Source organism: Alteromonas infernus, from assembly GCF_902705815.1.
This window is the reverse complement of record NZ_CACSIG010000054.1, coordinates 101,033-125,401: the sequence shown is the minus strand read 5'-3', so window position 1 is coordinate 125,401 and position 24,369 is coordinate 101,033. Positions and strand designations below refer to the sequence as shown.

23 protein-coding genes and 3 pseudogenes are annotated in these 24,369 nt (G+C 45.2%); 12 read left to right on the top strand and 14 right to left on the bottom strand.

Translation table 11 applies throughout. The features are described from left to right. The first annotated feature begins 336 nt into the window (after window positions 1–336). The 3 genes from ACX5J7_RS13185 to ACX5J7_RS13175 all read left to right on the top strand — a co-directional run bounded on the left by ACX5J7_RS13185 (window position 337) and on the right by ACX5J7_RS13175 (window position 1,922). Complete coding sequence (locus tag ACX5J7_RS13185) at window positions 337–864, top strand: helix-turn-helix domain-containing protein (RefSeq protein ID WP_020744144.1); 528 nt, start codon at window positions 337–339, stop codon at window positions 862–864. Then, window positions 861–1,481: an AzlC family ABC transporter permease gene (locus tag ACX5J7_RS13180; protein ID WP_498707318.1), complete on the top strand. Its 621-nt coding sequence runs from the start codon at window positions 861–863 to the stop codon at window positions 1,479–1,481. Before ACX5J7_RS13185 ends, ACX5J7_RS13180 begins: the two co-directional genes overlap by 4 nt. Before the next feature lie 93 nt (window positions 1,482–1,574). Beyond that, window positions 1,575–1,922, top strand: coding sequence for an AzlD domain-containing protein (locus ACX5J7_RS13175; RefSeq protein WP_012519506.1), 348 nt, complete (start codon window positions 1,575–1,577; stop codon window positions 1,920–1,922). 31 nt (window positions 1,923–1,953) lie between these two features. Here ACX5J7_RS13175 and ACX5J7_RS13170 read toward each other — a convergent pair whose 3' ends face one another. Together ACX5J7_RS13170 and ACX5J7_RS13165 are read right to left on the bottom strand one after the other, a co-directional pair. After that, entirely contained in the window at window positions 1,954–2,475 is a 522-nt protein-coding gene (locus ACX5J7_RS13170; protein WP_024016802.1) for a DUF421 domain-containing protein, read from the bottom strand. A gap of 115 nt (window positions 2,476–2,590) precedes the next feature. Then, window positions 2,591–2,899 (bottom strand): annotated as a pseudogene (locus ACX5J7_RS13165) (peptide-methionine (S)-S-oxide reductase); the annotation flags it as partial. 452 nt (window positions 2,900–3,351) lie between these two features. Between ACX5J7_RS13165 and ACX5J7_RS13160 the strand changes: the two are divergent. Continuing rightward, entirely contained in the window at window positions 3,352–3,786 is a 435-nt protein-coding gene (locus tag ACX5J7_RS13160; protein ID WP_012519503.1) for an OsmC family protein, read from the top strand. A 208-nt stretch (window positions 3,787–3,994) separates the two neighbouring features. Here the strand turns inward: ACX5J7_RS13160 and sodC are convergent. Then, window positions 3,995–4,541: pseudogene (sodC, locus tag ACX5J7_RS13155) on the bottom strand (superoxide dismutase [Cu-Zn] SodC). A gap of 355 nt (window positions 4,542–4,896) precedes the next feature. Here sodC and ACX5J7_RS13150 point away from each other — a divergent pair. From ACX5J7_RS13150 to ACX5J7_RS13140, 3 genes are all read left to right on the top strand, one after another. Continuing rightward, on the top strand, window positions 4,897–5,529 hold the full coding sequence (locus ACX5J7_RS13150; RefSeq protein WP_020744141.1) for a glutathione S-transferase family protein: 633 nt from the start codon (window positions 4,897–4,899) through the stop codon (window positions 5,527–5,529). Between the two features lie 77 nt (window positions 5,530–5,606). Continuing rightward, complete coding sequence (locus tag ACX5J7_RS13145) at window positions 5,607–7,442, top strand: DUF885 domain-containing protein (protein WP_012519500.1); 1,836 nt, start codon at window positions 5,607–5,609, stop codon at window positions 7,440–7,442. Between the two features lie 158 nt (window positions 7,443–7,600). Further along, entirely contained in the window at window positions 7,601–7,936 is a 336-nt protein-coding gene (locus ACX5J7_RS13140) for a VOC family protein (protein WP_024016798.1), read from the top strand. Here the strand turns inward: ACX5J7_RS13140 and ACX5J7_RS13135 are convergent. From ACX5J7_RS13135 to ACX5J7_RS13115, 5 genes are all read right to left on the bottom strand, one after another. After that, on the bottom strand, window positions 7,933–9,975 hold the full coding sequence (locus ACX5J7_RS13135) for an NADPH-dependent 2,4-dienoyl-CoA reductase (RefSeq protein WP_012519498.1): 2,043 nt from the start codon (window positions 9,973–9,975) through the stop codon (window positions 7,933–7,935). The two genes, ACX5J7_RS13140 and ACX5J7_RS13135, sit on opposite strands and share 4 nt — an antisense overlap. Before the next feature lie 286 nt (window positions 9,976–10,261). Further along, window positions 10,262–10,702, bottom strand: a complete 441-nt coding sequence (locus ACX5J7_RS13130) for a DUF4426 domain-containing protein (protein ID WP_015067845.1) — start codon at window positions 10,700–10,702, stop codon at window positions 10,262–10,264. Between the two features lie 84 nt (window positions 10,703–10,786). Then, entirely contained in the window at window positions 10,787–11,323 is a 537-nt protein-coding gene (locus tag ACX5J7_RS13125; protein ID WP_012519496.1) for a YggT family protein, read from the bottom strand. 20 nt (window positions 11,324–11,343) lie between these two features. After that, complete coding sequence (gene proC / locus ACX5J7_RS13120) at window positions 11,344–12,165, bottom strand: pyrroline-5-carboxylate reductase (RefSeq protein ID WP_012519495.1); 822 nt, start codon at window positions 12,163–12,165, stop codon at window positions 11,344–11,346. 51 nt (window positions 12,166–12,216) lie between these two features. After that, window positions 12,217–12,915, bottom strand: coding sequence for a YggS family pyridoxal phosphate-dependent enzyme (locus ACX5J7_RS13115; protein ID WP_012519494.1), 699 nt, complete (start codon window positions 12,913–12,915; stop codon window positions 12,217–12,219). A gap of 27 nt (window positions 12,916–12,942) precedes the next feature. Between ACX5J7_RS13115 and ACX5J7_RS13110 the strand changes: the two genes are divergently transcribed. Genes ACX5J7_RS13110 through ACX5J7_RS13100 form a run of 3 tightly spaced genes read left to right on the top strand, consistent with a single transcriptional unit; the run spans window position 12,943 to window position 15,459 of the window. Then, complete coding sequence (locus ACX5J7_RS13110) at window positions 12,943–13,986, top strand: type IV pilus twitching motility protein PilT (protein WP_012519493.1); 1,044 nt, start codon at window positions 12,943–12,945, stop codon at window positions 13,984–13,986. Window positions 13,987–13,994: 8 nt separating this feature from the next. Continuing rightward, window positions 13,995–15,107, top strand: a complete 1,113-nt coding sequence (locus ACX5J7_RS13105) for a PilT/PilU family type 4a pilus ATPase (RefSeq protein WP_012519492.1) — start codon at window positions 13,995–13,997, stop codon at window positions 15,105–15,107. Window positions 15,108–15,132: 25 nt separating this feature from the next. Next, entirely contained in the window at window positions 15,133–15,459 is a 327-nt protein-coding gene (locus ACX5J7_RS13100; RefSeq protein WP_012519491.1) for a putative signal transducing protein, read from the top strand. Window positions 15,460–15,548: 89 nt separating this feature from the next. Here ACX5J7_RS13100 and ruvX read toward each other — a convergent pair whose 3' ends face one another. From ruvX to ACX5J7_RS13080, 4 genes are all read right to left on the bottom strand, one after another. Further along, window positions 15,549–15,980, bottom strand: a complete 432-nt coding sequence (ruvX, locus tag ACX5J7_RS13095; RefSeq protein ID WP_012519490.1) for a Holliday junction resolvase RuvX — start codon at window positions 15,978–15,980, stop codon at window positions 15,549–15,551. Next, window positions 15,973–16,539: a YqgE/AlgH family protein gene (locus tag ACX5J7_RS13090; RefSeq protein ID WP_498707317.1), complete on the bottom strand. Its 567-nt coding sequence runs from the start codon at window positions 16,537–16,539 to the stop codon at window positions 15,973–15,975. Before ACX5J7_RS13090 ends, ruvX begins: the two co-directional genes overlap by 8 nt. A 111-nt stretch (window positions 16,540–16,650) precedes the next feature. Beyond that, window positions 16,651–17,601 (bottom strand): glutathione synthase, encoded by a 951-nt coding sequence (gshB, locus tag ACX5J7_RS13085; protein ID WP_024016795.1) that lies wholly within the window; start codon window positions 17,599–17,601, stop codon window positions 16,651–16,653. 219 nt (window positions 17,602–17,820) lie between these two features. Continuing rightward, window positions 17,821–18,549, bottom strand: coding sequence for a 16S rRNA (uracil(1498)-N(3))-methyltransferase (locus tag ACX5J7_RS13080; protein ID WP_012519487.1), 729 nt, complete (start codon window positions 18,547–18,549; stop codon window positions 17,821–17,823). A 783-nt stretch (window positions 18,550–19,332) separates the two neighbouring features. On the opposite strand from ACX5J7_RS13080, the gene ACX5J7_RS13075 reads away from it, so the two are divergent. Next, window positions 19,333–20,175 carry a mechanosensitive ion channel family protein gene (locus tag ACX5J7_RS13075; RefSeq protein ID WP_012519486.1) on the top strand — a complete coding sequence of 281 codons (843 nt, stop codon included), beginning with the start codon at window positions 19,333–19,335 and terminating at the stop codon, window positions 20,173–20,175. Window positions 20,176–20,275: 100 nt separating this feature from the next. On the opposite strand, the gene ACX5J7_RS13070 is transcribed toward ACX5J7_RS13075, so the two are convergent. Continuing rightward, window positions 20,276–21,073 (bottom strand): M48 family metallopeptidase, encoded by a 798-nt coding sequence (locus tag ACX5J7_RS13070; protein WP_012519485.1) that lies wholly within the window; start codon window positions 21,071–21,073, stop codon window positions 20,276–20,278. A gap of 451 nt (window positions 21,074–21,524) precedes the next feature. Here ACX5J7_RS13070 and ACX5J7_RS13065 point away from each other — a divergent pair, with 451 nt between their 5' ends. Next, window positions 21,525–23,327, top strand: a complete 1,803-nt coding sequence (locus ACX5J7_RS13065) for a choice-of-anchor I family protein (protein ID WP_020744137.1) — start codon at window positions 21,525–21,527, stop codon at window positions 23,325–23,327. Between the two features lie 119 nt (window positions 23,328–23,446). On the opposite strand, the pseudogene ACX5J7_RS13060 reads toward ACX5J7_RS13065, so the two are convergent. Beyond that, window positions 23,447–23,824 (bottom strand): annotated as a pseudogene (locus ACX5J7_RS13060) (TonB-dependent receptor); the annotation flags it as partial. Window positions 23,825–24,369 lie beyond the last annotated feature (545 nt).

The window sequence follows — 24,369 nt, the reverse complement described above, 5'->3', positions numbered from 1 at the left end:
CAGTGAATGAACGTTAAGTAACGGTAGATGATAAGATTTCTTAATCATTTCAACGATTTAAATGTAGTGTGTTTGTTAATGACTTGAGTCGCGTTATTTGCTTAGCGATGCGCATGGATTTTCTATCAACACTAAAGTAATTGTTTTCTGTGCGTAAATGTTTGTGATTGAAAAAGCTGGCATTTAGTCGCTTATTAACATTTTCAGTCGGGTTAACCGCTATATTCGTGTTTATGTTTTCAAACCTACAATCACATTAAAAAACAAACTTCTTGACTTTAAATTGTTCTATATATAGAACATTCCATAAATAGAACAAATATAAGTTGGCGCCGTGTGAATCAAGCCACCCTTAATATTCTAGGTAGGCATCTTAAGAAACTTAGGCAAGATAAAGGTGTCTCGCTGTCGCAATTAGCCGCAGGGGCAGGTATTGCCAAGTCAAATCTTTCTAGGCTAGAGCAGGGTAACGGTAATCCTACGTTAGATACTATTTGGCGATTAGCTAAGCAATTAGACGTGCCATTTGGTCAACTTGTGCAGCCCCTTAGCACAAGCGTGGGAGAGAACGGAGTAGAAGTGCGTCTCATTGAGCAAGGGCAGGGAGTACCCAATGTCGATGCTTACTGGATGTCTGTTGCACCTAATACGCGGCGAGAAGCCGAGGCTCACGCGACTGGAACACAAGAAACCATTACCGTGATAAGCGGTACGTTAGAAGCAGGGAATATTGGCAGTACCCAACTACTGCTACCCGGTCAAAGTATTGCTTTCAGCGCCGATTTACCTCACGTCTACAAAACTCAAGATGAGTGGGTAACGTGCCTTATCACTATCGTTTATCACAAAGAGGCAATAAAATGAGCCAGGTTTCATCAAAAAGTGGGCTAAAGCAGGGGATCATAGATGGGTTACCCTTGCTCGGAGGGTATATCCCGGTAGCCATTTCATTCGGCGTTATTGCCATTCAAGCTGGCTTTTCAACATTAGAGGCTACGCTAATTTCTGTGTTCATTTACGCAGGTGCGTCGCAATTTCTTTTAGTTGCCATGGTGGCATCAGGTGCTCCCCTTTGGCTAGCCGTGTGTATGACACTATTGGTCAACGTACGCCATGTGGTTTACGCGCCCAACTTAGTGCCTTATTTACCGCAAAGCAAAGCGTGGCCCTATTTAATGCATGGCCTTACTGATCAAATTTTTGCGCTAGCCCATACACGTTTACCTTCTATGGAAGACACCAAGAAAGTAGATTGGTTTAAAGGTGTATCAATGGTGGCGTGGTTTAGTTGGATTCTGGGTACAGCACTTGGAGGTATAGCGGGAGACTCGCTTACACAGAAATGGCCAATTCTTGATAGCGTGATGCCCTTTGCCTTACCGGCGTTGTTTGTTGTGTTATTAGCGCCAAAATTTTCTAATAAACTGTGGAGCGTTACCTTGCTGGTAACGATATCCATAGCGCTTTTTTGTTGCGCTTAGTAGTTTTTAAAAATGCAGCTATTCCGCTGGCGGCGCTATGCGGTGCGCTCACGTTCTATTTGCTTACTTCCCATGTTGAAAGGACGCAGTCTCATGCAAACTGATATTTGGATAGCAATTATCGTGGCGGCGATAGGCACCTACGTGTTGCGCGTAGCGCCGTTATTATGGACACAGCGTCACTTCAACAAACACAAGGCCAACAATACCCAAGCGCGCTTGCCTACTTGGTTAAGTGTGCTAGGTCCATTGATGATTGCAGCTATGTTGGGCGCTTCGCTTATTCCTAAAGCCCCGTCTGCGGCCAGTTGGATAGCCACAGGCGTTGCAACTGTGATAACAATACTCGTTTGGCGTAAGACCAAGGCATTGGGCCTGCCTGTATTCTTCGGCGTCGCCGTTTTTGGCGTAATATACTGGTGCGCTTTGCATTTCTTATAGTTATTACGCAGGCTAAACGGGCGATAAATAGTTAGCTTTTTATGCTTTTCGTACCTTTTAGCAAGGCTTCTGAACAGTGCTCGCCATGGAGCACCGAGATGTCGCCAGTAGTTTCAAGGACTACTGCTCTCACTTCATTTAAGTCTAATACGTTAGCTTCCCGAAGCTTAGCGAGCAAATCGCTGCGTGCCACCCGAGTTTCTTCAAGCGCGCCGTCAATAATTTCGCCGTTTCTCATTAAAATAACCGGCGTGTTTTGCATTATTGCTTCAATTTTATCAGACCGTCTACGTAGTCTGGCGCTAACCGATTGCACAATAAATAGGGCGGCCATAGCAACCATGGCTTGCAAAAACGCTTCCCACGTGGTCGTTTGAGAAGCGCTGGCGAGCAATGAGCCTACCGCTACCGTCATTACGAAGTCGAAGTTTGTCATTTTCGAAAAAGAACGTAAGCCGTTAATACGAATCAGTAATACTACCCATACCATTGCCATAACAGTTAGGAAAAAGCCTCTACATATCAAGTCGAGCGTTGGGCTAGCGCTAAACATACACATCTCCTCATATTGCTATAGCATCAATATCCATTTGTTTACATAGAGTATTAGCAATACGTTGAGTCGAAGCGTTGAGATTTATGCTTAGACAAACTCGCTGTACACTATTTTATTTTCCCATGGCTTTGTCGCCCCAGATTTCTTTTAAGCGCTGGTCGCGACCACAGTTCCAACGGTAGAATTTGTACCGAACAGGACTTTTCTTATAGAAATCTTGGAGACCTATTTCATCACCTTTAATTGGATAAAAAGTAGATGCATCAAGTATTGGTGTCACCACGTCTTTATTCGGAAACTGGGTGATTACGTCAGCTTTTGTTTTTTCGGCGATAGCACGTTCTTTATCGTTCGCAACAAAAATAGCGCTTAGGTAGCTGGGACCTTTGTCGCAAAACTGCCCTCTGTCATCAAAAGGGTCAAAGAACGGTTTAGGCTGCAATTAATTTCATCGCAGTTTGAAACATCACCTTTTCTCGCTTACAAATGGAAGAGCTTAGCTAGCGATTAACAGTATCGCACTAGAATCGAAAACAATTAATGCCAAAAGAGGGTAAGTAAAATTTTCATCAGACTCTGTAGTCTGCATTCACTGGTAGCAAAGTGAACGCCATCCTATTTCGCCCGACTGCTCTGTAGCCCAGCCATGACAGGGATTGTAGTAAGAGTCTTTCGATCGGCAGAGCACTTGCATCTCAGCAATTACGTGTGAGTCAAAATACGCGACAACGTGTGATTTCACTCTGTGAAGTAGTTCAGTTTTGCTTAACGCTAATCAAACGTTGCTTTACTTCGTGCAGCCGGTTGTCGTTTGTTCAGGTCTCTAAAAGAGCTTGGCTCAGATTTAATTAAGTAGAAAGTAAGGAAGATAATATGTCGATAGTCAAATCAGGTAGTGCAGCATACAAACCGTTGGGTAAAGAAGGAAAGGGCAGTATTTCTACGGAAACGGGCGCCTTATCTAATCAGCCCTATGGTTTTAATACACGTTTTGAAGATGGAAAAGGGACTAACCCCGAAGAATTGATTGGTGCCGCCCATGCGAGTTGTTTCACCATGGCGCTTTCTTTTGCATTATCCGATGCAGGGTATGATGACGGCGAATTAAATACCACTGCCAAAATAAGCCTAGACAAAAGTGATGACGGTTTTGAAATTACCAAGTCGGCGTTAACATTAGACGCTGAAGTTGAAGGTATCACAGAAGACGAGTTTGAGAAGATTGCTCAGGAAGCGAAAGAAAACTGCCCTGTGTCTCAATTACTTAATGCCAACATTACGTTGGAATATAAGCTAAATAATAGCTGAGGTGTTAGCACTGAGCGTTGAGGTAAACGCGCTAGGCGCTAGAAAACAGTAAACACATTTAAAAAAGCTCGCTTCTGTTAGCGAGCTTTATTTATATCCGCTTAAAAATTTAGATGTAAAAAGCCCCCAGTAATTGAGATGTTTGATTACCGGGGGCTTTTAGTTTAAACGCTTCTGTTAGGGTAGCTAGCGGTTAACTGCCATTAACCTATTTACCGATTAGGCCACAAGCAACGCGTTCGCCGCCACCACCTAGTTTTTTAGGGGAGTCTGAGTAGTTGTCGCCGCCTGCGTGAATCATAAGTGCACGACCTTCAATATCTTCAAGCTCTAGCTCTGGGGCGAAAATAGGCTGCGTGGCTTTTCCGTTTTCATCAACATACAGCACGGGAAGATCGCCTTCGTGCCCTTTCTCAGACCATGGAGCTCTGTGTTTATTGGTATCTTCTGGGTCGAAGTGTCCGCCGGCAGCACCACCAAGTATTTTTTTACCCGTCTTTCATAGCCGTTGAGCAATCACCATTTTGATGAACATGAAACCCGTGTATACCCGGCGTTAAACCGGAAAGGTTAGGCGTAAAAACCACACCATCATCGTCGTAACTGCTTACCTTTACAGTACCCATGCTCTGGTTGGTTTTAAGGTTATTCATCACCACCTCTTTTCCTTCGTGTTGGTGATGACCTGCTAAGCTGCCTGCACTTAGAATCAGTGAGATAGACCCTGCTAGGGTAGATAATAAACGTTTTTTCATCGTGTTCTCCTTCACTAGATTAATGACGTATTTTTGAAAACTACAAACCTTAACGAGCATAAAGTAAACCAGTTGCGCGAACTCTACAGCAAAGCTGTTAAGGCCTTTACCAATGTAGACTCTAAGGAAGCCAGCGTTTAGCTAAACAAAATTAACCGCAGCGCATAATGAAAGGGTTATACCCTGTGTATGAAAAAGTTACTGTATGCTTTACCTTGGACGTTTCATTTCTTTGAAGACGTACAGATGGAAGATTCATGTTACGGCGGTAAAACTCAGTAACAATATCTAAGTAGCACTTTTATCCTATTAGCCTTACAGTTAGCGCATATAAATTCACATTAGAGGCAAGGGCATGTATACACTTTACGGTTACCCTAAAACCCGCTCGGTTCGTGTAGCGTGGGCGCTGGAAGAAATTGGTTTACCTTACGAATACAAACTAATCGACTTGAAACAAGGTCAGCATTTGTCTGATGAATATAAAGCAGTAAGCCCATCGGCGAAAATACCGGTATTGGCAACCCCCGAGGGCACACTGTCTGAGTCAGCTGCCATTGTCACTTACTTGGCTGAGCGCCACGGTATGCAAGAATTTATTCCCGAGCCTGGCAGTTTCTCGCGGGCTAAGTACGAAGAGATGATGCTATTTCTCACCAGTGAGCTAGAACAGCCGGTTTGGAATTTAGCCAAGCACACGTTTGCTTTACCCGAATCGCAAAGATTGGAGGAAATGCACGGCGTTAGTGCGTGGGAGTTTCAGCGTGCGCTCAGGGTGTTTGCTTCTATGCTTGGCGGTAACGAATTTGTTTGCGGTAACATGTTTACTATGGCCGACGTTATTGCAGGGCATATTTTAGCGTGGGCTAAGGGCAGTAAGTTAGCAATCGACTTTCAAAATATAAGTGACTACGCACAACGTGTACTGTCACGAGAAGCCTATGAGCGTGCGTGGCGCGGCGAAATGTCGCACTTACCCGCTCAATAAGATAGGTTTTATTGTTTAGCCTATATAGTGCCAATAATAATTACGACAGAGCAAAAGCTCCTATCCAAGGAAATATCATGAAATTATTCAAAACGTTGCTAGTTAGCAGTGCAGTTGCAATTGCGTTAAGTTCACCGCTTGCGGTTACCTATGCGCACAATCATCAGGGTGATAATGAAATGGTCGCCAAAGCGGCGCACACTGAGCATGAGAAGCTCTTCGCCTTGTTTGCTGCCGCTGATCAGCGAAATATAGAGCTTAATCCGATTATGGCGATTTTCCGTGGTGATATGCGCTATGCCGACAGAATGGGTGACTTCTTGACAGACTCCCACGCATTAGCGGGAAAAACGGCTACACAGCTTAATTTGTCAGAACTTAAACAAATTGACCGCAGCAAGTTAAGCGATACTGATAAGCTTGCCTACGATGTATTTAAATACAACCAAGAACGCTCGCTAAAGATGTCGTCAGACGAAATTGAAGCGCTTACAGAAGTACGTCCTGTGAACCACTTCAGTGGATTCCATACCTTTTACCCTACGTTTGCGAGCGGAAAGGGCGCTGCACCATTTAAAACGGTAGAAGATTACGAGAACAATTTATCTCGCCATAAGGATTACATCGCGATTTCTGACCGTGCTATTGGTAAGTTTCGCGAAGGGATGGAAAGTGGGGTGCTTGAAACTAAGCTAACTATCGACCGTGTGATAAAACAGTTTGATACTCAGCTGGCTATCCCTATCAAAGAGTCGCAGTTCTGGGGACCAATCACCATGTTTCCAGAGAGCTTTTCCGACGAGGAAAAAGCGCGTTTGAGCGCTGACTACGAGAAAGCGACGCAAGAGATTTACGATGCAACCACGCGTATGCGCGACTTTCTTCGGGATGAGTATTTGCCTGTTGCCCGTGAAAGTATTGGCCTTAGCGATATGAAAGGTGGTGCAAAGCTTTATCAATTGATGGTAGAAGGTTCAACGACACTGCCAATGACGCCTGATGAGCTTCACAAGCTGGGCTTAAAAGAAGTTAAGCGTATCAAAAATGACATGCTTGAAATTAAAGACGAAGTAAAGTTTGAAGGCACGTTAAACGAGTTCTTCGACTATGTGCGCACCGATCCCAAGTTTAAGCCTGAAAGTCGTGAGGCGCTAACCCAGAGCTATTATGATATTGGTCGTGAAGTGGACGAAAAAATTGACCAATACTTTTCATTGCTGCCTAAGTCTGAGTTAGAAATAAAGCCCTACGACCCTGCTATTGAGCAATTTAGCGCGGGTGGCTCTTATCAGCCGGGCACCCCAGATGGTTCTCGCCCGGGAACCTTCTACTTTAACGCGTACGACTTGCCAAGCCGCTTAACAACGGGCAACGTTACCTTATACCTACACGAAGGCGCGCCAGGTCATCATTTCCAAGTGAGTCTTGCGCAAGAAAATGAAGCGCTACCGTCGTTCATGCGCTTTAGTTTCCTACCTGCGTTTGGCGAGGGGTGGGCGCTGTATTCTGAAACGCTAGGCTATGAAATGGGCTTCTTTGAAGACCCGTGGAACCGTTACGGCACGCTTCAAGACGAACAACTTCGCGCAATGCGTTTGGTAGTAGATACCGGTATTCATGCTAAAGGTTGGACCCGTGAACAAGCCATCGACTTCATGCTTGATAACTCAGGTATGACGCGTACGGAAGTGGTAGCAGAAGTAGAGCGTTATATCGCTATTCCTTCGCAAGCGCTGTCTTATAAAGTTGGCGCACTTAAGATTCAAGAGCTGCGCGCTCGTGCTGAAAAAGCCCTTGGCGATGATTTCGATATTCGTGAATTCCACGCCCAAGTACTCAACACAGGCGGTATTCCACTGGCTATTTTAGAGCAGAAAATTGACCGATGGATCGCGAGTCAAAAAAGCGCGTAAATAACCAGAAAATAAGTAAATCTTAAAACATCTTAAAGCCAGTAAGTATAGACCTTACTGGCTTTTTAGTTTTTGCGACCAATGGCAGTGATCTTGTTGCATCCCTTCACTAGAGTAATAAGTAGACAGTTTTTTACTAAAAGTAATGGAGAGAAAACGTGGAATTAGGGCTTTTTTCGTTGAGTTTAGCCGTTAAGGATATCAGTAAATCGAAAACATTTTATGAAGCACTGGGTTTCGAAGCCATGCCCTCCTGTGGATCTATTGAAGATAAATGGTTAATGATGAAAAACGGGTCTACCATGATTGGCTTGTTTGAGGGGATGTTTGAAGACAACATCATGACTTTTAATCCCAATGACGTGAGAGCCCTTCAAGCTAACTTAGTGGAGCAGGGGGTAGCCCTAGAAGTTCCTGTAAAAGGTGATAGCGGCCCTGGGCATTTAATTGTCAAAGACCCAGACGGCAACGCTATCATGTTCGATCAGTTCTAGATTCGGGCTGCTAGCTCAGCGCCTTGGCGAATAGCCCGTTTAGCGTCGAGTTCAGCCGCTACGTCGGCACCGCCAATAATGTGAACACTTACGCCAGCCTCTTCAAGCGGTTGCTGTAGTGGCTTAAAGGGCTCTTGCCCTGCACACACGATAATATTGTCTACAGGCAACACCTTCGGCGCGTCGTTAATAAAGACGTGTAGACCTTCATCGTCCACCTTTTCGTAGCTCACGCCATTTATCATTTGAACATTGTGATGTTTCAATGACTGACGATGGATCCAGCCCGTTGTTTTGCCAAGTCCTTTTCCGACTTTTGAGGTCTTACGTTGTAGTAAATACACTTCACGCTCAGAGGGCTCTATGGCTTTTTCTTTTAGCGCGCCAGGCGCTGAATAACCTTTATCGATTCCCCAATGGTCCAGCCATTTTTCCTTGTCTTGTGCCAAGTGCTCATGTTCAACTAAGAACTCGGCCACATCAAAGCCTATGCCGCCCGCACCAATAATTGCGACTTTTTTTCCAACCGGTTTATGGTCGCGAAGCACATCCAAGTAACTCATTACTTTTCGGTGATCGTGCCCTTCAATTGTCAGCTTGCGTGGGTTTATACCTGTTGCCAACACAACTTCATCAAAGCCCATATTTAAAAGGCTTTCAGCATTAACCTCGTGGTTAAGATGAATCGTCACGCCAACGCGAGCTAGCTGGTTATCGAAATAGCGTAGAGTTTCGTAAAACTCTTCTTTGCCAGGTACTTGTTTTGCATAATTAAACTGGCCGCCAATTTCACTCGCTTTATCAAATAGGTGTACCTCGTGCCCACGGTCGGCGGCATACATAGAAAACGCCAACCCAGCAGGGCCAGCTCCTACAACCGCTAGCTTTTTCTTGGCTTGGGTAGGCGTAAAGGTCAGTTCGGTTTCATAGCAGGCCTGAGGGTTTACCAGGCAACTAGCACGTTTTTGTTCAAATGCATGGTCTAGGCACGCCTGATTACATGCAATACACGTGTTGATAAGCTTAGATTCATTGCGCATGGCCTTGGCAACGAAATGTGCATCGGCAAGAAATGGTCGTGCCATCGACACCATGTCAGCATGGCCTTCAGCCAACACCGACTCTGCTACCTCTGGAGTATTAATTCGGTTAGTGGTAACAAGGGGAATAGACACTTCCTTTTTCATACGCTGGGTGATCCAGGTAAACGCTGCGCGCGGTACGGAAGTCGAAATTGTTGGCACTCGCGCTTCATGCCAGCCAATGCCGGTATTAATAAGCGTTGCCCCTGCCTTTTCAATTTCTTTGGCTAAGTAGACCACCTCATCCCACTTTGCCCCGCCTTCAACCAAATCCAGCATAGACAAGCGATAGATTATAATGAAGTTAGTGCCCACTTTTTCACGAACGCCTTTTACTATCTCTAGGGCTAAACGCGCACGATTTTCTAAACTGCCGCCCCACTCATCGTTTCTGTGGTTGGTGCGCTCACAAAAAAACTGGTTAATGAGGTAGCCTTCAGAACCCATGATCTCAACGCCATCGTACCCCGCCTTTTGCGCAAGGCTTGAGCACTTAATGTAATCTTTAATGGTGCCTCTTACGCCGCGAGAGGAAAGCTCACGAGGTTTAAATGGCGTGATAGGCGATTTCATAGGCGAAGCAGAAACCGCTAAAGGGTGATAGCCGTAGCGACCTGAATGCAGTATTTGCATACAGATTTTACCGTCTTCTTGGTGCACGGCATCGGTAATTACGCGGTGCTTTTTAGCATGACGAGAGCGGGTCATTCTGCCGGCAAAAGGGGCTACCCAGCCTGAAATGTTAGGGCTTATCCCACCGGTTACGATAAGACCTGCGCCTCCTTTAGCTCGCTCGGCGTAAAACGCCGCAAGCTTGTCAAACCCGCCTTTTTCTTCTTCCAGACCCAAGTGCATAGAGCCCATTAGCGTGCGGTTTTTCAGTGTGGTGAAGCCCAAGTCTAGCGGGGCTAATAAGTTAGGGTAAAAAGGCGAAGGCTGCGGTGAGGGCGTGCTCATAATTATTCTCTGTTGTTATTGGTTATGAGGGCAGTTGGCGCACAACGTTTTATTATGGCGCGTGAGTAGGTGAACTTGCCCGACCAGTTGTTTTGATTATTTACTACTGTAACGAATTGGTAAAGCAAAGCTGGCAAATTTTTAACATAATAAAAAAGCGAGACACCCACTTAACGGTTATCTCGCTTATCTATTTTAGTTTGGTTTTTCTTATTAACGCGCCAAATCCTTGCGCTAAACGTTGCGACTTGTGTTGCTATGTTAGTAACACAAGGCCAATAAAGGGCTACTCATCAACGTACATTTTTTGTTGGAATTTTAAGGTTTGTTTACTCGAGCCTTTTTGAACATCAATTTCAAACCTGAAGGTTTCCTGGTCGCGAAACGGCAATACAGCTAAATAGTAAATAGCATCGCCTTCCTCTACCTTTTTAAAGGTGAGCTTACGGGCGTTACCTATTAAGTTCTTCGCCGTACCCGTCACGTCAGCGCGCTGGGCCGCCCCTGAAACTTTGTCTAGCACAGAAATGTTAACCAGTGCGTTAAACTTACTTCTTACAATGCCGTAGTTTGCTGCCACTTCCGGTGTTAAAAAGGGCGTACTTACCACCATGTAGTGCACGTCCCACTCTCCAAGCGTTTGCTTTTGTTCAGCGAACGCAGAGGCGCTTAGGGCAGATAATATACCCGCTAGCAGCGCAACCAAGCCTAATTTCAACTTACTCATAATAAAACCTATTGTACGTTTACCATTATTCAAGCGTAAATTTTTACCGCTTAATGTACTGTCGAATATAACCTTTGCCATTAGTTACATGGGGAAGGTGTCTTGGATCAGAAGCTGTAAAAACTGTAATGCGATAATGGCAATGAGCACTGATAAATCTAACCCGCCAAGAGGTGGGATGATTTTTCGAATAGGAGCTAAAAAAGGCTCAGTAAGTTGATAAAGCACATAGTCCACAGGCGACTGGCCTTGTGAAACCCAGCTTAAAATGGCGCGTAATAGCAAAACCCAAAACATCAGAGACAAGGTTTCTTTCACTACGCCAATGACCGACAAAATAGCAATGCCGATGGGGTTAAGACTACCACCAAACATAAGCCCGAGCGTAACTAATTTTAACGCGCAAACAGCTACGGCAAGTACAAAGGTGGCAGTGTCAAACCTGCCGATTGAAGGAATGATGCGGCGCAACGGCCCCACAATAGGGTGGGTTGCTTTTACTACAAATTGACTCAGCGGGTTATAAAAGTCTGCCTGTACCATTTGTAACCAAAGGCGCAGAATAACCACCATCAAATAAAGGTTGAATAAGGTATCAACCAAAAATACCGTTGCGTTCATGTTAAGTTGTTCCTAAAACGTTATAGCTGTTTTGCCATTTCGTCAGCACGTGCAACTGCTGCGCGCATTGACTTGCTGACAATGTCTTTTAACCCTTCATTAATGAAAGTGTTGACGGCTTCTGCTGTCGTGCCGCCCTTTGACGTAACTTGGGCGCGAAGCTCGCTTAATTCAAGGTCTGGGTTGTTACAAACCATTTCGGCTGCACCGAGCATCGCTTGCTGCACCATTAAGCGCGATTGCTCTTTGTCAAAGCCCATGTTCATGGCTTCTTCTTGCATGTTTTGTAAGAACAAGAAGAAATACGCTGGGCTACTGCCCGCTGCGGCAATCACACCATTAATGCCCGCTTCTTCATTTACCCAAACGGTTTCGCCAACGCTGTTCATCACATCGTCAACATATTGTCTGTCTGCTTCAGAAACTGTGCTATCGGCATACATACCCGACATGCCTTTACCTAGCAAACTTGGTGTATTTGGCATAATGCGAACAACAGGGTATTCACCGCCCAGCATTTCTTGCAATCGTGCAACGGGTAGACCGGCTGCAATGCTTAAGAATAACTTACCCGATAGATCGTTATTCTTTTGCAGTTCGCCGCACATATCACCCATAATTTGTGGTTTTACCGCAAGCACAATGGCATCAGCGAATTGGCAGGCTTCATCGTTTGACTGTGTGGTGTGAATACCAAACTCGGCTTTTAAGCCATCAAGCTTGGGCGTTGATGGGTTGGCAGCAAGAATATTTTCCTTTGCATATCCAGATTTGATAAGACCACTGATGATGCTGCGGCTCATATTGCCCGCGCCAATAAATGCTAATTTTTTCTGTTGCATGTAAATCCTATTTGTTGGTTGCGTTTTAGTTTGTGTAGTGACGAGTTTACGCTACCGGTTTGGGTAATCTCGCTTACCAAAAATAGCCGTCCCAACTCTTACCATAGTCGACCCATGGTGGATGGCCTCTACCATATCACTACTCATTCCTACGGATAGGGTATCAAAATTGCTCAGTGATGTATGGTAGTGGTCAAATAATTCTTTGAGCTTAGATAGGGTTTGACGCTGTTGCTCATCGTCAGGGTTTGCCTTTGGAATAGCCATCAACCCTCGCAGACAAAGGCGCTCTTGCGATGAAACAAACTCAACTAGCGAAGCTAATTCACTAAGCGAAACACCCGACTTACTGTCTTCGTCATCGACATTAACCTGTATGCACACGTTTAAGGGCGGCAGTGATTCTGGGCGCTGTTCATTTAATCTTCGCGCAATCTTTTCTCTGTCTACCGATTGTACCCAATCGAAATGTTCGGCTACTACTTTAGTTTTATTCGACTGAATAGGGCCAATCATATGCCACTCGATATTGTCGAGGTTGGAAAGTTCCTGAACCTTTTCAACACCTTCCTGCACGTAGTTTTCACCAAACATTCGTTGTCCCGCTTCATACGCTTCAATGATATCTGATACGGGTTTTGTTTTGCTAACCGCTAGCAATTTAACGGAATTTGGTGGACGATGTGCACTATTAGCGGCTTGGTCTATTCCTTTTCGTGCGGAATTTAGTCTTTCTGCTATTGTTTGCATTATTCACCTTGTTTTGGAGAAGTGGTTGTGGATATTACCGAACTTTTGGCTTTCAGTGTTAAGAATAACGCCTCAGATTTACACTTATCAGCGGGCCTACCACCAATTATTCGTGTAGATGGCGAGATGCGTAAACTGAACGTGCCTGCCCTCGATCACAAGCAAGTACATAGTCTCGTTTACGAGATTATGAACGACATGCAGCGCAAAGAATACGAAGAAAACTTAGAAACCGATTTTTCTTTTGAAGTGAATGGGTTATCTCGTTTTCGTGTCAATGCCTTTGTTCAGAACCGCGGTGCCGCCGCTGTTCTGCGTACTATCCCCAGCAAAGTATTAACGTTAGACGACCTTGGTGCCCCGGAAATATTTAAAGAGATCATCAATCAGCCTACAGGTATTGTGCTGGTAACCGGTGCCACAGGTTCGGGTAAAAGTACTACCTTGGCGGCCATGGTCGACCATATTAATACGCACAAACGCGAACATATTCTGACCATTGAAGACCCCATCGAATTCGTGCACGACAATAAGCTCAGTTTGGTAAACCAGCGTGAAGTGCATCGCGATACCCACTCTTTTAACAATGCATTGCGTTCCGCGTTACGTGAAGACCCAGACGTTATTCTTGTCGGTGAGCTGCGTGACCTCGAAACCATTCGCCTTGCTATCTCGGCCGCGGAAACAGGTCACTTAGTATTTGGTACGCTACATACTAACTCAGCGCCTAAAACTATTGACCGGATTATTGACGTTTTTCCTGCAGAAGAAAAAGCCATGGTGCGCTCTATGTTATCTGAGTCTTTACGCGCGGTTATTTCTCAAACACTGCTAAAGAAAGTAGGGGGAGGCCGAGTGGCGGCTCACGAAATCATGGTAGGTATCCCAGCTATTCGTAACCTCATTCGCGAAGATAAAGTGCCTCAGATGTATTCGGTTATCCAAACCGGTCAGGCCCACGGTATGCAAACCATGGATCAGTGCTTACAGCGCCTGGTCGCCATGGGAGTTATAAGTAAAGAAGACGCGGCTGCAAAGTCAGTGGATAAACAGTCGATGAACAATTTCTAGAGGCCGTTATGCTAGATTCACTACTTCAAAAAATGGTTGATACCAACGCGTCAGATTTATTTGTCACTGCGGGCTTTCCGGTTAGCGCTAAAATAAATGGTAAACTTACCCCTGTCACTGATAGCGCAACGTCAGAAGAGGCATCACTCGCGCTGGTTCATGAAGCCATGACCGATAAGCAGCGAGACGAGTTTCATACGTCGAAGGAATGCAATTTTGCTATCGTGCGTGATGGCATTGGTCGTTTTCGTTGTTCTGCGTTTTGGCAACGAGACCAAGCGGGTATGGTTATCCGTCGTATTGTGACGCAAATACCGAAAGCCGATGACTTGGGTCTACCCCGAGTATTAAAAGAAATTATCATGTCTAAGCGCGGTCTTGTTCTATTCGTAGGTGGGACAGGTACGGGTAAATCAACCTCGCTAGCTGCACTCATTGGGCATAGGAATGAAAACTCTCACGGGCATATACTGACCATTGAGGACCCTATTGAATTTGTACACGAGCATAAAAACTGTGTGATTACACAGCGTGAGGTGGGTATTGATACCCAGTCATTCGACGATGCGCTTAAGAGCTCGTTACGACAAGCGCCAGACGTTATTCTAATTGGTGAGATTCGGTCTATGGAAACCATGGAATATGCCATGTCGTTCGCCGATACGGGCCACCTGTGTGTGGCAACGCTGCATGCGAACAACGCGAACCAAGCCATAGAGCGTATTATGCACTTAGCGCCTAAAGATCAGCACGACAAGCTGCGCTTTGATTTAAGCTTGAACATTCGTGCTATTGTTGCCCAGCAACTGGTGCCGACGCCAGACGGTAAAGGGCGTGTGGCTGCCATCGAGATACTGCTTAATTCACCATTAGTGCGTGACCTTATTCAGCGCAATGAAATAGGCGCGTTGAAAGAAGCCATGAAAAAGGGCAAAGAGCAGGGCATGCAAAGTTTTGATATGGCGCTCTACGACCTTTACAAGGCCGGCCGAATTGACATGGATCAGGCGCTGCATCATGCTGACTCTCCGAATGATTTACGCTTAATGATTAAGCTGGATACCAGCGATGGCTCAAGCCTAGGTACGCTGTCTAACGTGTCGATTGATATGGACGATTAATGGTTGTAGAGCGTGGATATAGCCTTTGAAAAAACTGTTCTCTTCGCAAGATGCTTTTGAATTACAAGCTGTTCGCAGCGAATTAGATGCGTTGTCTATTCCTTATATGGTAAAAAATGAGTTTGCCAGTGGGGCAATAGGCGAATTACCTTGGCAGGACTCGCAACAAGAGGTATGGCTTGTTGACGATACTTGGTATACGAGAGCATCAAAAGTAGTAGAGGCATTGATAGGGCGAACGAGCGACAAAGCGGATATCCAATCGGACTGGCGCTGCCAACAGTGCGGTGAGGAAAACGGCGGCGCGTTCGAGCTCTGCTGGCAATGCCATGCGGGAACGCGGCCTGAATAGTTCTGGCCTAATTCGTTATAGGGTTTATACCCGGTGAGCCTACAAGGCTAAAAGGGAAATGTCGCAGTGAAACTTTGCTGCGTTAAACGCTACTCGTATTGGCTTTCATTCCAACTGGCGAAAATAACGCAGGCCGACACGCTATCGACTTTGTCTTTTGTCAGTTTTTTGTACCCACCTAATTCAAATAGCATAGATTTGGCGTCAGTTGTGGTGAGGCGCTCATCACACGTTTCTACTGCAACGCGAAAACGCCCGTGAAGGCGGTTAGCGAACTTTCGCGCACGCTGCGTCATTTCCTGTTCGGTGCCGTCCATATTAAGGGGCAAGCCTACCACTACCACGTGAGGCTGCCACTCTTCGTAAAGCTTTTCAATTACATTCCAGTCTGGAATACCGTCGCGAGCTTTTAACGCGGGAAGAGGTGAGGCTGTACCGGTAATTTCTTGGCCAACTGCCACACCAATACTCTTAGTGCCAAAGTCGAACGCTAATACAGTACGACTGCCTAACTCAGGCATGACCGGCTCCTGGTGCTAGCTGCCAAACATCCACACCGAGTTTATTCACAGTGGCCTGCCATTTTTTGTGCATAGGCGTATTAAAGAGGATTTCTTCATCGGCCTCGATGGTGAGCCATGCGTTCTCCTGCATTTCCTTTTCTAGCTGACCGGCTGTCCACCCTGCGTACCCAAGGGCAATTAAAACATCATCTGGGCCTTCGTCATTGGCAATAGCGGTAAGTATGTCCTTCGACGTAGTCACCATGACCCCAGGCGCAAGCTTAAGGCTAGATGCCCATTCTTTTTGGGATGAATGAAGCACAAACCCTCGCTCTTGGTTTACCGGGCCGCCGGCTAACACTATTTGCTCAGCTTTATCATCAGATACCACAAGCGCTTTGTCTGTTTGCTCTAAAAGCTGCTTAACGTTCATCGTAGAAGGTTGGTTTACCACTATGCCCATTGCGCCTTCTGCGTTGTGCTCGCATACATAAATAAGTGAACGAGAAAAGTACGGATCGTCCAAACTGGGCATCGCGACTAAAAAGTGGTTTTGTAAGCTTTTCAATTCCGTCATAAATCTTCTTTCATTTGTCTTTCGCTGCCAATTAATAGCGGCTGCATTTTGTACACTCATGTTTCGTTATGCGTTATAAGCAGTGGCAACTGGACACTAGTTTTATACCTATTACTTAGCTAAGCGCTTTTCAATGGCGTCAAATAATGCACCCATAATATTAACGTCGTAGGCTGCTTCTATTTCTCTTACGCACGTTGGGCTGGTTATGTTTATTTCGGTAATCTTATTGCCAATAACATCAAGCCCCACAAAAAGAATGTTGTTTTCTTTCAAGGTGGGCGCAATCGCTTCTGCTAACGCTTTATCCGAGTCTGAAATTGGCTGTGGACGTCCCGTACCCCCTGCGGCCAAGTTTCCTCGGGTTTCCCCTTTGGTGGGCAGGCGTGCTAGGCAGTAGGGCATCACTTCGCCATCGACAATTAGCACGCGCTTGTCGCCATCTTTAATTTCTGGCAAGTATTCCTGCACCATCATATATCGCGTGCCCAACTGAGTTAGCGTCTCAATAATAACACCTAGGTTATTGCCATCAGGCTTCACGCGAAAGATAGAAGCGCCGCCCATGCCGTCCAGCGGTTTACAAATAATATCTTGGTGCTTAGCGTGGAACTCGCGAATTAACGCTTGATTGTTCGACACCATGGTATGGGGGATATGCTCTGGAAAATACGAAGTGAACAGCTTCTCGTTGTAATCGCGAAGAGCCTGCGGATTATTCACCACCAGCGCACCTGCATCTTGCGCTAATGAGAGTACCTGAGTGGCATATAAAAATTCACTGTCAAACGGCGGATCCTTGCGCATAAGCAGCACATCAATGTCGCCCAAATGAACGGTAGACTCATCTTCAATGGTGTAGAAGTCGGTTGCTTGGTCTTTCACCGATACGGTTTTAGCCAGACCCATCGGCTTACCATTGTCTAAATACAAGTCTTTCAATTCAAAATAAACAACCTTTGCACCGCGGCGCTGTGCTTCAAGCATCATCGCGAAGCTCGTATCTTTATGTGGCTTAATGTTCGCAATGGGGTCCATGATTACGCCAACGGTATATTGCATAATGTTTTCACCTTGAATGTTTATAAAGTGCCTGCACACAGGGCTTATCTGATAGATTGTTAATATTGGGGCGTAGCTGAATTCTTCAAGATACGTGACGCCTAAAGGTTAGGGCGCTTTGTACCTTAGCAACAAATATCAAGTTGTTGAAAATAGCACTCTTTATAACACGGAGTAAGCCCTATTTTACTTGATAGGGCACCAGCCTAATAGTGGGAACTAAAAATCGCCGTGCTGCGCTTGAAGTATGCTTAAACTTGTTATGGCCGCGGTTTCAGTTCGCAAAATACGCGGTCCCAAACTAACAGATTGGTACCCATTTTCGTTGGCTTGATGTATTTCCGTGTCTGATAACCCGCCTTCTGGACCAATTAATAAACGAAACCCCTGTGCGTTGTATGGCTGTCTTGCTAGCGGCTGTTCAGCGCCTGGTGCAAGCACCAGTCGTGTGGTATTGGTTGAAGATGATAGCCAAGTGTTTAGGCTCACCGGCGCGTTTAGCTTAGGGATAATATTACGCCCACTTTGCTCACAAGCTCCGATAACAATCTTCTGCCATTGCTGGATTTTCTTTTCCCAGCGAGACTCATCGAGCTTCACGGTGCAGCGTTCGGTAATCACTGGTGTTATCTCTGACACACCAAGCTCAACGCTTTTTTGAAGAACCGTATCCATCCTGTCGCCTTTAGATACACCTTGGCCGAGATGTAGGTGAAGAGGAGATTCTTTAGCTAGGGAAAGGCAAGCATCGGCTTCTACGATGACTTTCTTTCTTTGAACACTGATAACTTGTGCGCTGTATTCATTGCCGTCGCCGTTAAAAAGTACAATGGGACGATTGGGCTTTATGCGCAGTACGGTAGCAATGTGATGCCCTGCATCTTCGGTTAACTCGAATTCTTGCTCTAACGGAATAGGATTGGGGTAATAAACTCTAGGTATACGCATAGTAAATTAGGTGTTTGCTTTTACTGCGTATAATACGTGTGTAAATACAGGTTGCAATGCTACCGACGACATCATGTAAATAATTACTTCAGAATTTACATAAACGGCAGCACGCTGCCTATTTTAGAATCACTTGACTCGTGTGGTTGCTCTAAGCCGCATAAGGCGAAGAGTTGTCCGAAGTTGATTTCAACACTGAGGTTGATGGCTTCGACTTTGGTGCTGGGCGGTAGTCCGCTCTTGCATACTTGGTATGTTTTCCTTTATCAGTGCGCAGTGAGTACAAAAATAAACACAAAACAACTGAAAAGAGTGTTATGAGAAGCAACATGCGTTAATCCTTTAATTGACATAGTTTGCTAAAGCTCGTTCATACCGTCGATCGTCGCCAGTAGAAAAAGGGAATAGATCGACGCGTTGAATGAGGCTTTAGTCTAAAGCTTTACGGCTAAAAAATCATCAAAAAAATTATCTTAAAACTCGGTAACTTCCAGCAATCTGAAAAGTAAAAAGCGCATTTAGGCTTCATAGACAAGTTTGCTTTGACTGCGTGACAAAGGTGTGACAATTATTCAAAAGTATACTCAAACTTTAGTCTAAGGAGAGTGCGCGAACGGAGGTTTACATCACTACTTTCGGATAATACTAACACTTTCAAAGGGCTATGAAGCTTAGACTTTAGAGCAAATTTAAGCTGTTTGGGCTTATATTGTATTGGTGTTCATACGAATTGCTGCTAACGTAATTGCGCATTTAACAACTAACCATGACAAGGACCATATTATGGAAGAGAAACTTTCGCTTTTTTCTGCAAGCGATGTTGAAAGGTACATAAACGATTACGCTATCCCGTGGGGTATTAACATTGCGATGGCGATTGCGATTTATGTAATAGGTAGGATTGTAGTTGGATTCCTTCTTTCTATATTTAGACGTGTGATGTCAAAGTCTAAATATGACGACATGCTAGTAGATTTCCTAGAAGCTATTCTAAGCGCTATCTTGATGCTCTTTGTTATTGTGGCATCACTTGATCAGCTAGGTGTAGATACCACATCGTTGGTTGCTATTCTCGGTGCTGCTGGTTTAGCGATTGGTCTATCGTTGCAGGATTCTTTGAAGAACTTCGCCGCTGGCGTAATGCTACTGGTATTTAAGCCGTTTAAAGCGGGCGACTTCGTTGAAGCTGCAGGTACTGCTGGTTCAATCAAAAAGATTGGCATTTTCACAACCACAATGAATACGCCAGACAACAAAGAAATTATCGTTCCAAATGGGAATGTCTACAGCGGTAACATCACTAACTACTCGGCTAAAGATACTCGCCGTGTAGATATGGTTGTAGGCATTGGTTACGACGCTGACTTGCTAAAAGCTAAGCAAGTGCTGCAAGAAATGATTGCAGCGGACGATCGAATTCTTGCTGAGCCTGCGCCAACCGTAGCGGTTTCTGAATTGGCCGATAGTAGCGTTAACTTTGTCGTACGTCCTTGGGTAAATGCTGCAGACTTCTGGGCTGTGAAGTTCGACTTTACAGAACAAGTTAAGCTGCGCTTCGACAAAGAAGGTATTTCAATTCCATTCCCACAAATGGATGTGCACCTTCACAAAGAAGACAGCGAATAATCGCTTGTTTCTATCACGAAAAAAACGCTGCTAATTTGCAGCGTTTTTTTTGCGTGTAAAAAGCGAATTGAAGAGTCAATATCGCGTAAGTGTATTCAACCTATCGGCAGTTTGGTCTATACGCCGTTGCTTGATAATCGGCGTACGCGTCAGGCATATTTGCTTGCAAGTTATCTATACGGGTTTGTGGCGCGGGGTGAGTGGATAAGAGTTCCATAGGGCGGTCGCCGCTACTCGCTGCATCCATATTCTGCCACAAGTTAACAGATTGTCTTGGGTCAAACCCCGATTTTGCCATGAGTTGTAAACCGATAACGTCTGCTTCCGATTCATGAGTCCTGCTAAAAGGAAGTTGAACACCAACTTGAACACCTAAGCCTATCGCCGCCATTATCGGGCCAGATTGGGGGACTTCGTTCGCCGCAAGCACTTGGCCAACAGCTTGGCTGCCCACGTTTATTAGGGTAGATTGAGACATACGTTCGTTACCGTGCTCAGCGATAACGTGGCCTACTTCGTGACCAATAACCGCGGCAAGTTGATGCTGATTCTCAGCGACTTTCAACAACCCGGTGTACACGCCAATTTTACCGCCAGGCAGTGCGAACGCGTTCACTTGTTCATCATCAAAAACAACGACTTCCCATTGCCCGTTAAAAACACTCGCCGGAACTTGCGCGGTAATCGCGTTTGCAACGCATTCTACGTAAGAGTTTTGCACGGCCTTATTTGAAATTTTTAACTCTTCTTTCATACCTGTGAAAGCTTGATCGCCCATTTGCGCCAATTGGCTTTCAGAATAAAGTAGTACTTGGTTTCTTCCCGTCGGTGAGGTTGCGCAAGCTGTTAACGTGAGCGCTGCTGCCATCACTGCCGAGGCTGTGAATTTCAATTTCATGGTTAATCCTTTTAATAGCCAAACTTAATAGTACACGCAGTAAACCCTGCAAAAAAACGCTATGTTGTTTAGGTGGTACGTTTATATGGCGATATTAGTATCAGATAGTGCTTATAAATAAAACTATACCTTTGCGGTAGGCGTCTTACTTTTTTCCTTTAGATTTTAGACAGTAGAGCGCTAACACGATTATTTGAAATGTGTGGTTACAATTAGGCGAGTATGGCTTAAATACTTGTCTGTGTTATAGAAAAGTTACCCACCTTTGCCTATTTAATATTTGTGTCATAAACTGATTCTAATTTATACATAGAAGTTACATAAATTTTCTGGTGTACTAGTTCGTGAAATCACCGTTTTCCCTAATACTTTTCTCAGGAAGAAATGGAAAACTCTGAGATTTCTGAAACCTCTTAACGTACGACAAAAATACAAATAAAAAGGAAATCAAATGGCAGTGCGTAATAAGTTTAAATATGGATTACTCGCATTTTTAGTTTCAGCGGCACTTACGGGATGTGGCCTTGACGGCGACGATGGAGCGCAAGGGGAGACCGGTGCACAAGGGCCACAAGGTGAGCAGGGTGAACCCGGTACAGACGGTAGCGATGGTACCGATGCATCAATCGGTATTGCTATGGACATTGTTGGTCGCGCATTTTTAGGTAATCAAACGGCTGCTGAAATTGTTCAGTACCATGCTGAAACAAGCACGATTTATGCAACCAATGGTGAAACCAATACCATAGCTATCATCGACGCGTCTGGTGTGAGTTCAGCCACTATGGCAGACCCAATTAACACCACTTCGCTTACGCCTACCACTATTGCACTGCCAGCAGATATCAATGGTGTAGCGCTTGGTAGCCTTACCAGTATTGCCATAAGCGGTGACCTTATGGCGGTGGCGGTACCCGCCGCTGTTAAAACAGATAATGGTTTTGTACTGTTTTACAACGGGCTAGACAGTTCAGCACCTGCCTTCCTAGATTCGGTAGAAGTTGGTGCATTACCTGATATGGTTACCTTCACGCCAGACGGCGGAAAGGTATTGGTTGCAAACGAAGGTGAGCCATCTGACGATTACACCGTCGACCCTGAAGGTTCAGTTTCTGTTATTAATATTCTTGCAAGCGGTGAGCCTGAAGAAACTGGCACTACCGTGGGCTTTAGTGCGCTAAACGGCAGCGAAGCCGACTTGATGGCTCAGGGCATGATGTTCCCTAACCCAGCAGGGCGCACAATCAATGGCACTGCTATTACCTCATCTGTCGCTAAAGACCTTGAGCCTGAGTACATTACAGCAACCAACGATGTGGCTTATATCAGCCTTCAGGAAAACAACGGCCTTGCTATTTTAGATTTAGAAGAGCTAACGATAGATGTTGTAGGGTTGGGCACGAAGACGTGGGCCGGCCTTAATATCGACATACAAGAAGACGGTTCGGTTAGTTTTGGTCAATACACTGGGCTTTACGGTGTATATCAACCGGATACCATCGCTAACTTCACGTGGAAAGATGCTACGTTTATTGTGACGGCTAATGAAGGTGACGCACGAGAGTATTTCTTTGACGCGGCAGACGAAGCAGCCTGCACGGCAGCGGGTGGCGTAGACTTCGATGAAGATGATGGTTGTTTAGCTTACACCGACGAAGTCAAAGTAGAAGACCTGACGGCTGCTGCAAATTCTGAGTTAGCTATGCTTCAAGCTACTGGCGAAGCAGATGATTTACGCGTTACTTCAGCCATGGGTGATGCGGATGGCAATGGCGAGTATGACGCCGCGTACGCATACGGTGCCCGTTCATTTACCATTTGGGATCAAAACGGTTTAGTTGTTTATGATTCAGGTGATGACTTCGAGCGTATTACGGCTTCTGTGCATGGTGCGCAGTTTAATAACGGTGATGATGAAAACGAAGGCGATTCTCGCTCTGAGAATAAAGGACCAGAGCCAGAAGCACTCACCGTGGGCCAAATTGGCGATCGCACTTATGCGTTCATCGGTACAGAGCGCATGGGCGGTATTTTCGTCTATGACGTCACCAACCCCTACGACGTTCAGTTTGCAGAGTATGTGATTAATCGTGACCTTACAGAAGGCTTAACTGCTGATGACGTGATTGGCGACCTTGCTCCAGAGAGCCTGGTATTTGTCAGCGCAGAAGACAGCCCTAGTGGTGTGCCGCTGTTAGTGGTAGGTAATGAAGTAAGCGGTACAGTAACCGTTTGGCAAATCAACCAACTATAATTTGTGGCTTAAACGAGATAAGAAAACCCGCTTCATGAAGCGGGTTTTTTGTTTGGCTTTTCACAAACGCCTCAGCATTGCCGAGGCATTGTTTGTACGTTTTATTAGTACTTAGCGGTAACGCCTACAATTAAGTCTGAGATAGTGGTAGGGGCAACCTCGTCATCAGTTTGGAATGTGCGGCTGTAACCCAAGTCTGACGGGTCTGCGCGTGACATACCGCGATAAATACCCGCACGCAATAAAATGTCATCACTGTAATCCATAACAAAGTTTGCGCTTGGTAGGACTTCAGTGTAGCTGCCACCGCCTTCAATACGCTCTACAATCGAATCGTCTTCAACTAGCGTTAACGTATCAAGCTCACCTTCAATAACTTCAAAAGCGCTTCTAAAACCAATAGACGTAACCTCAGTATTTACAACGCGTACGCCAAAGTTACCACGAATAAACTTGCCCTACATTTCTGTATTGTAGTTCGCCATTGCCCATAAGGCCAAGCCCGATGAAACCAATAGCTGGTTTAGACATTATCTTTTCCTCTTCTTTAAATTTCTAAAGGTTCGATACAACCTTGTCACCATTGGTATCAGCTAGTCGTTTACTTGCAAGCTGCTATAAGTTCATGACTGTTGTTATTACCAATTTTGTAATTTAACCCTATTTATACCTTGCCAATTTGTCAACCAATAACAGGGGGAAGGTCATTTTTTTGTAAATATTTTGTTGAGGAAGGGAGGTGGAAGATAATGTATTTTCTGCCTATTTATTGTGTGCCAATCTAAATAAGTATTTTCATGTTCTTAGGTTTTTAGCGTAGCGAATTTTGAACTGATTTTGAAATAGAGTGCGGGGGGAGAATTGACGGAAACAGATTTTAAACTGAATAATCCCATTTTGGTGTTTTATTGGTCAGGTCAATTTTGTTGAGGTACTGATATGCCGCTGAAAGTGGGTTTGGGTACGTTAGCTATGGTTACACTGAAAGAGGATTGAGGTAAGCTATAGGTCATAAAACGCCGTCGCTACCCCTGTAGAGGTA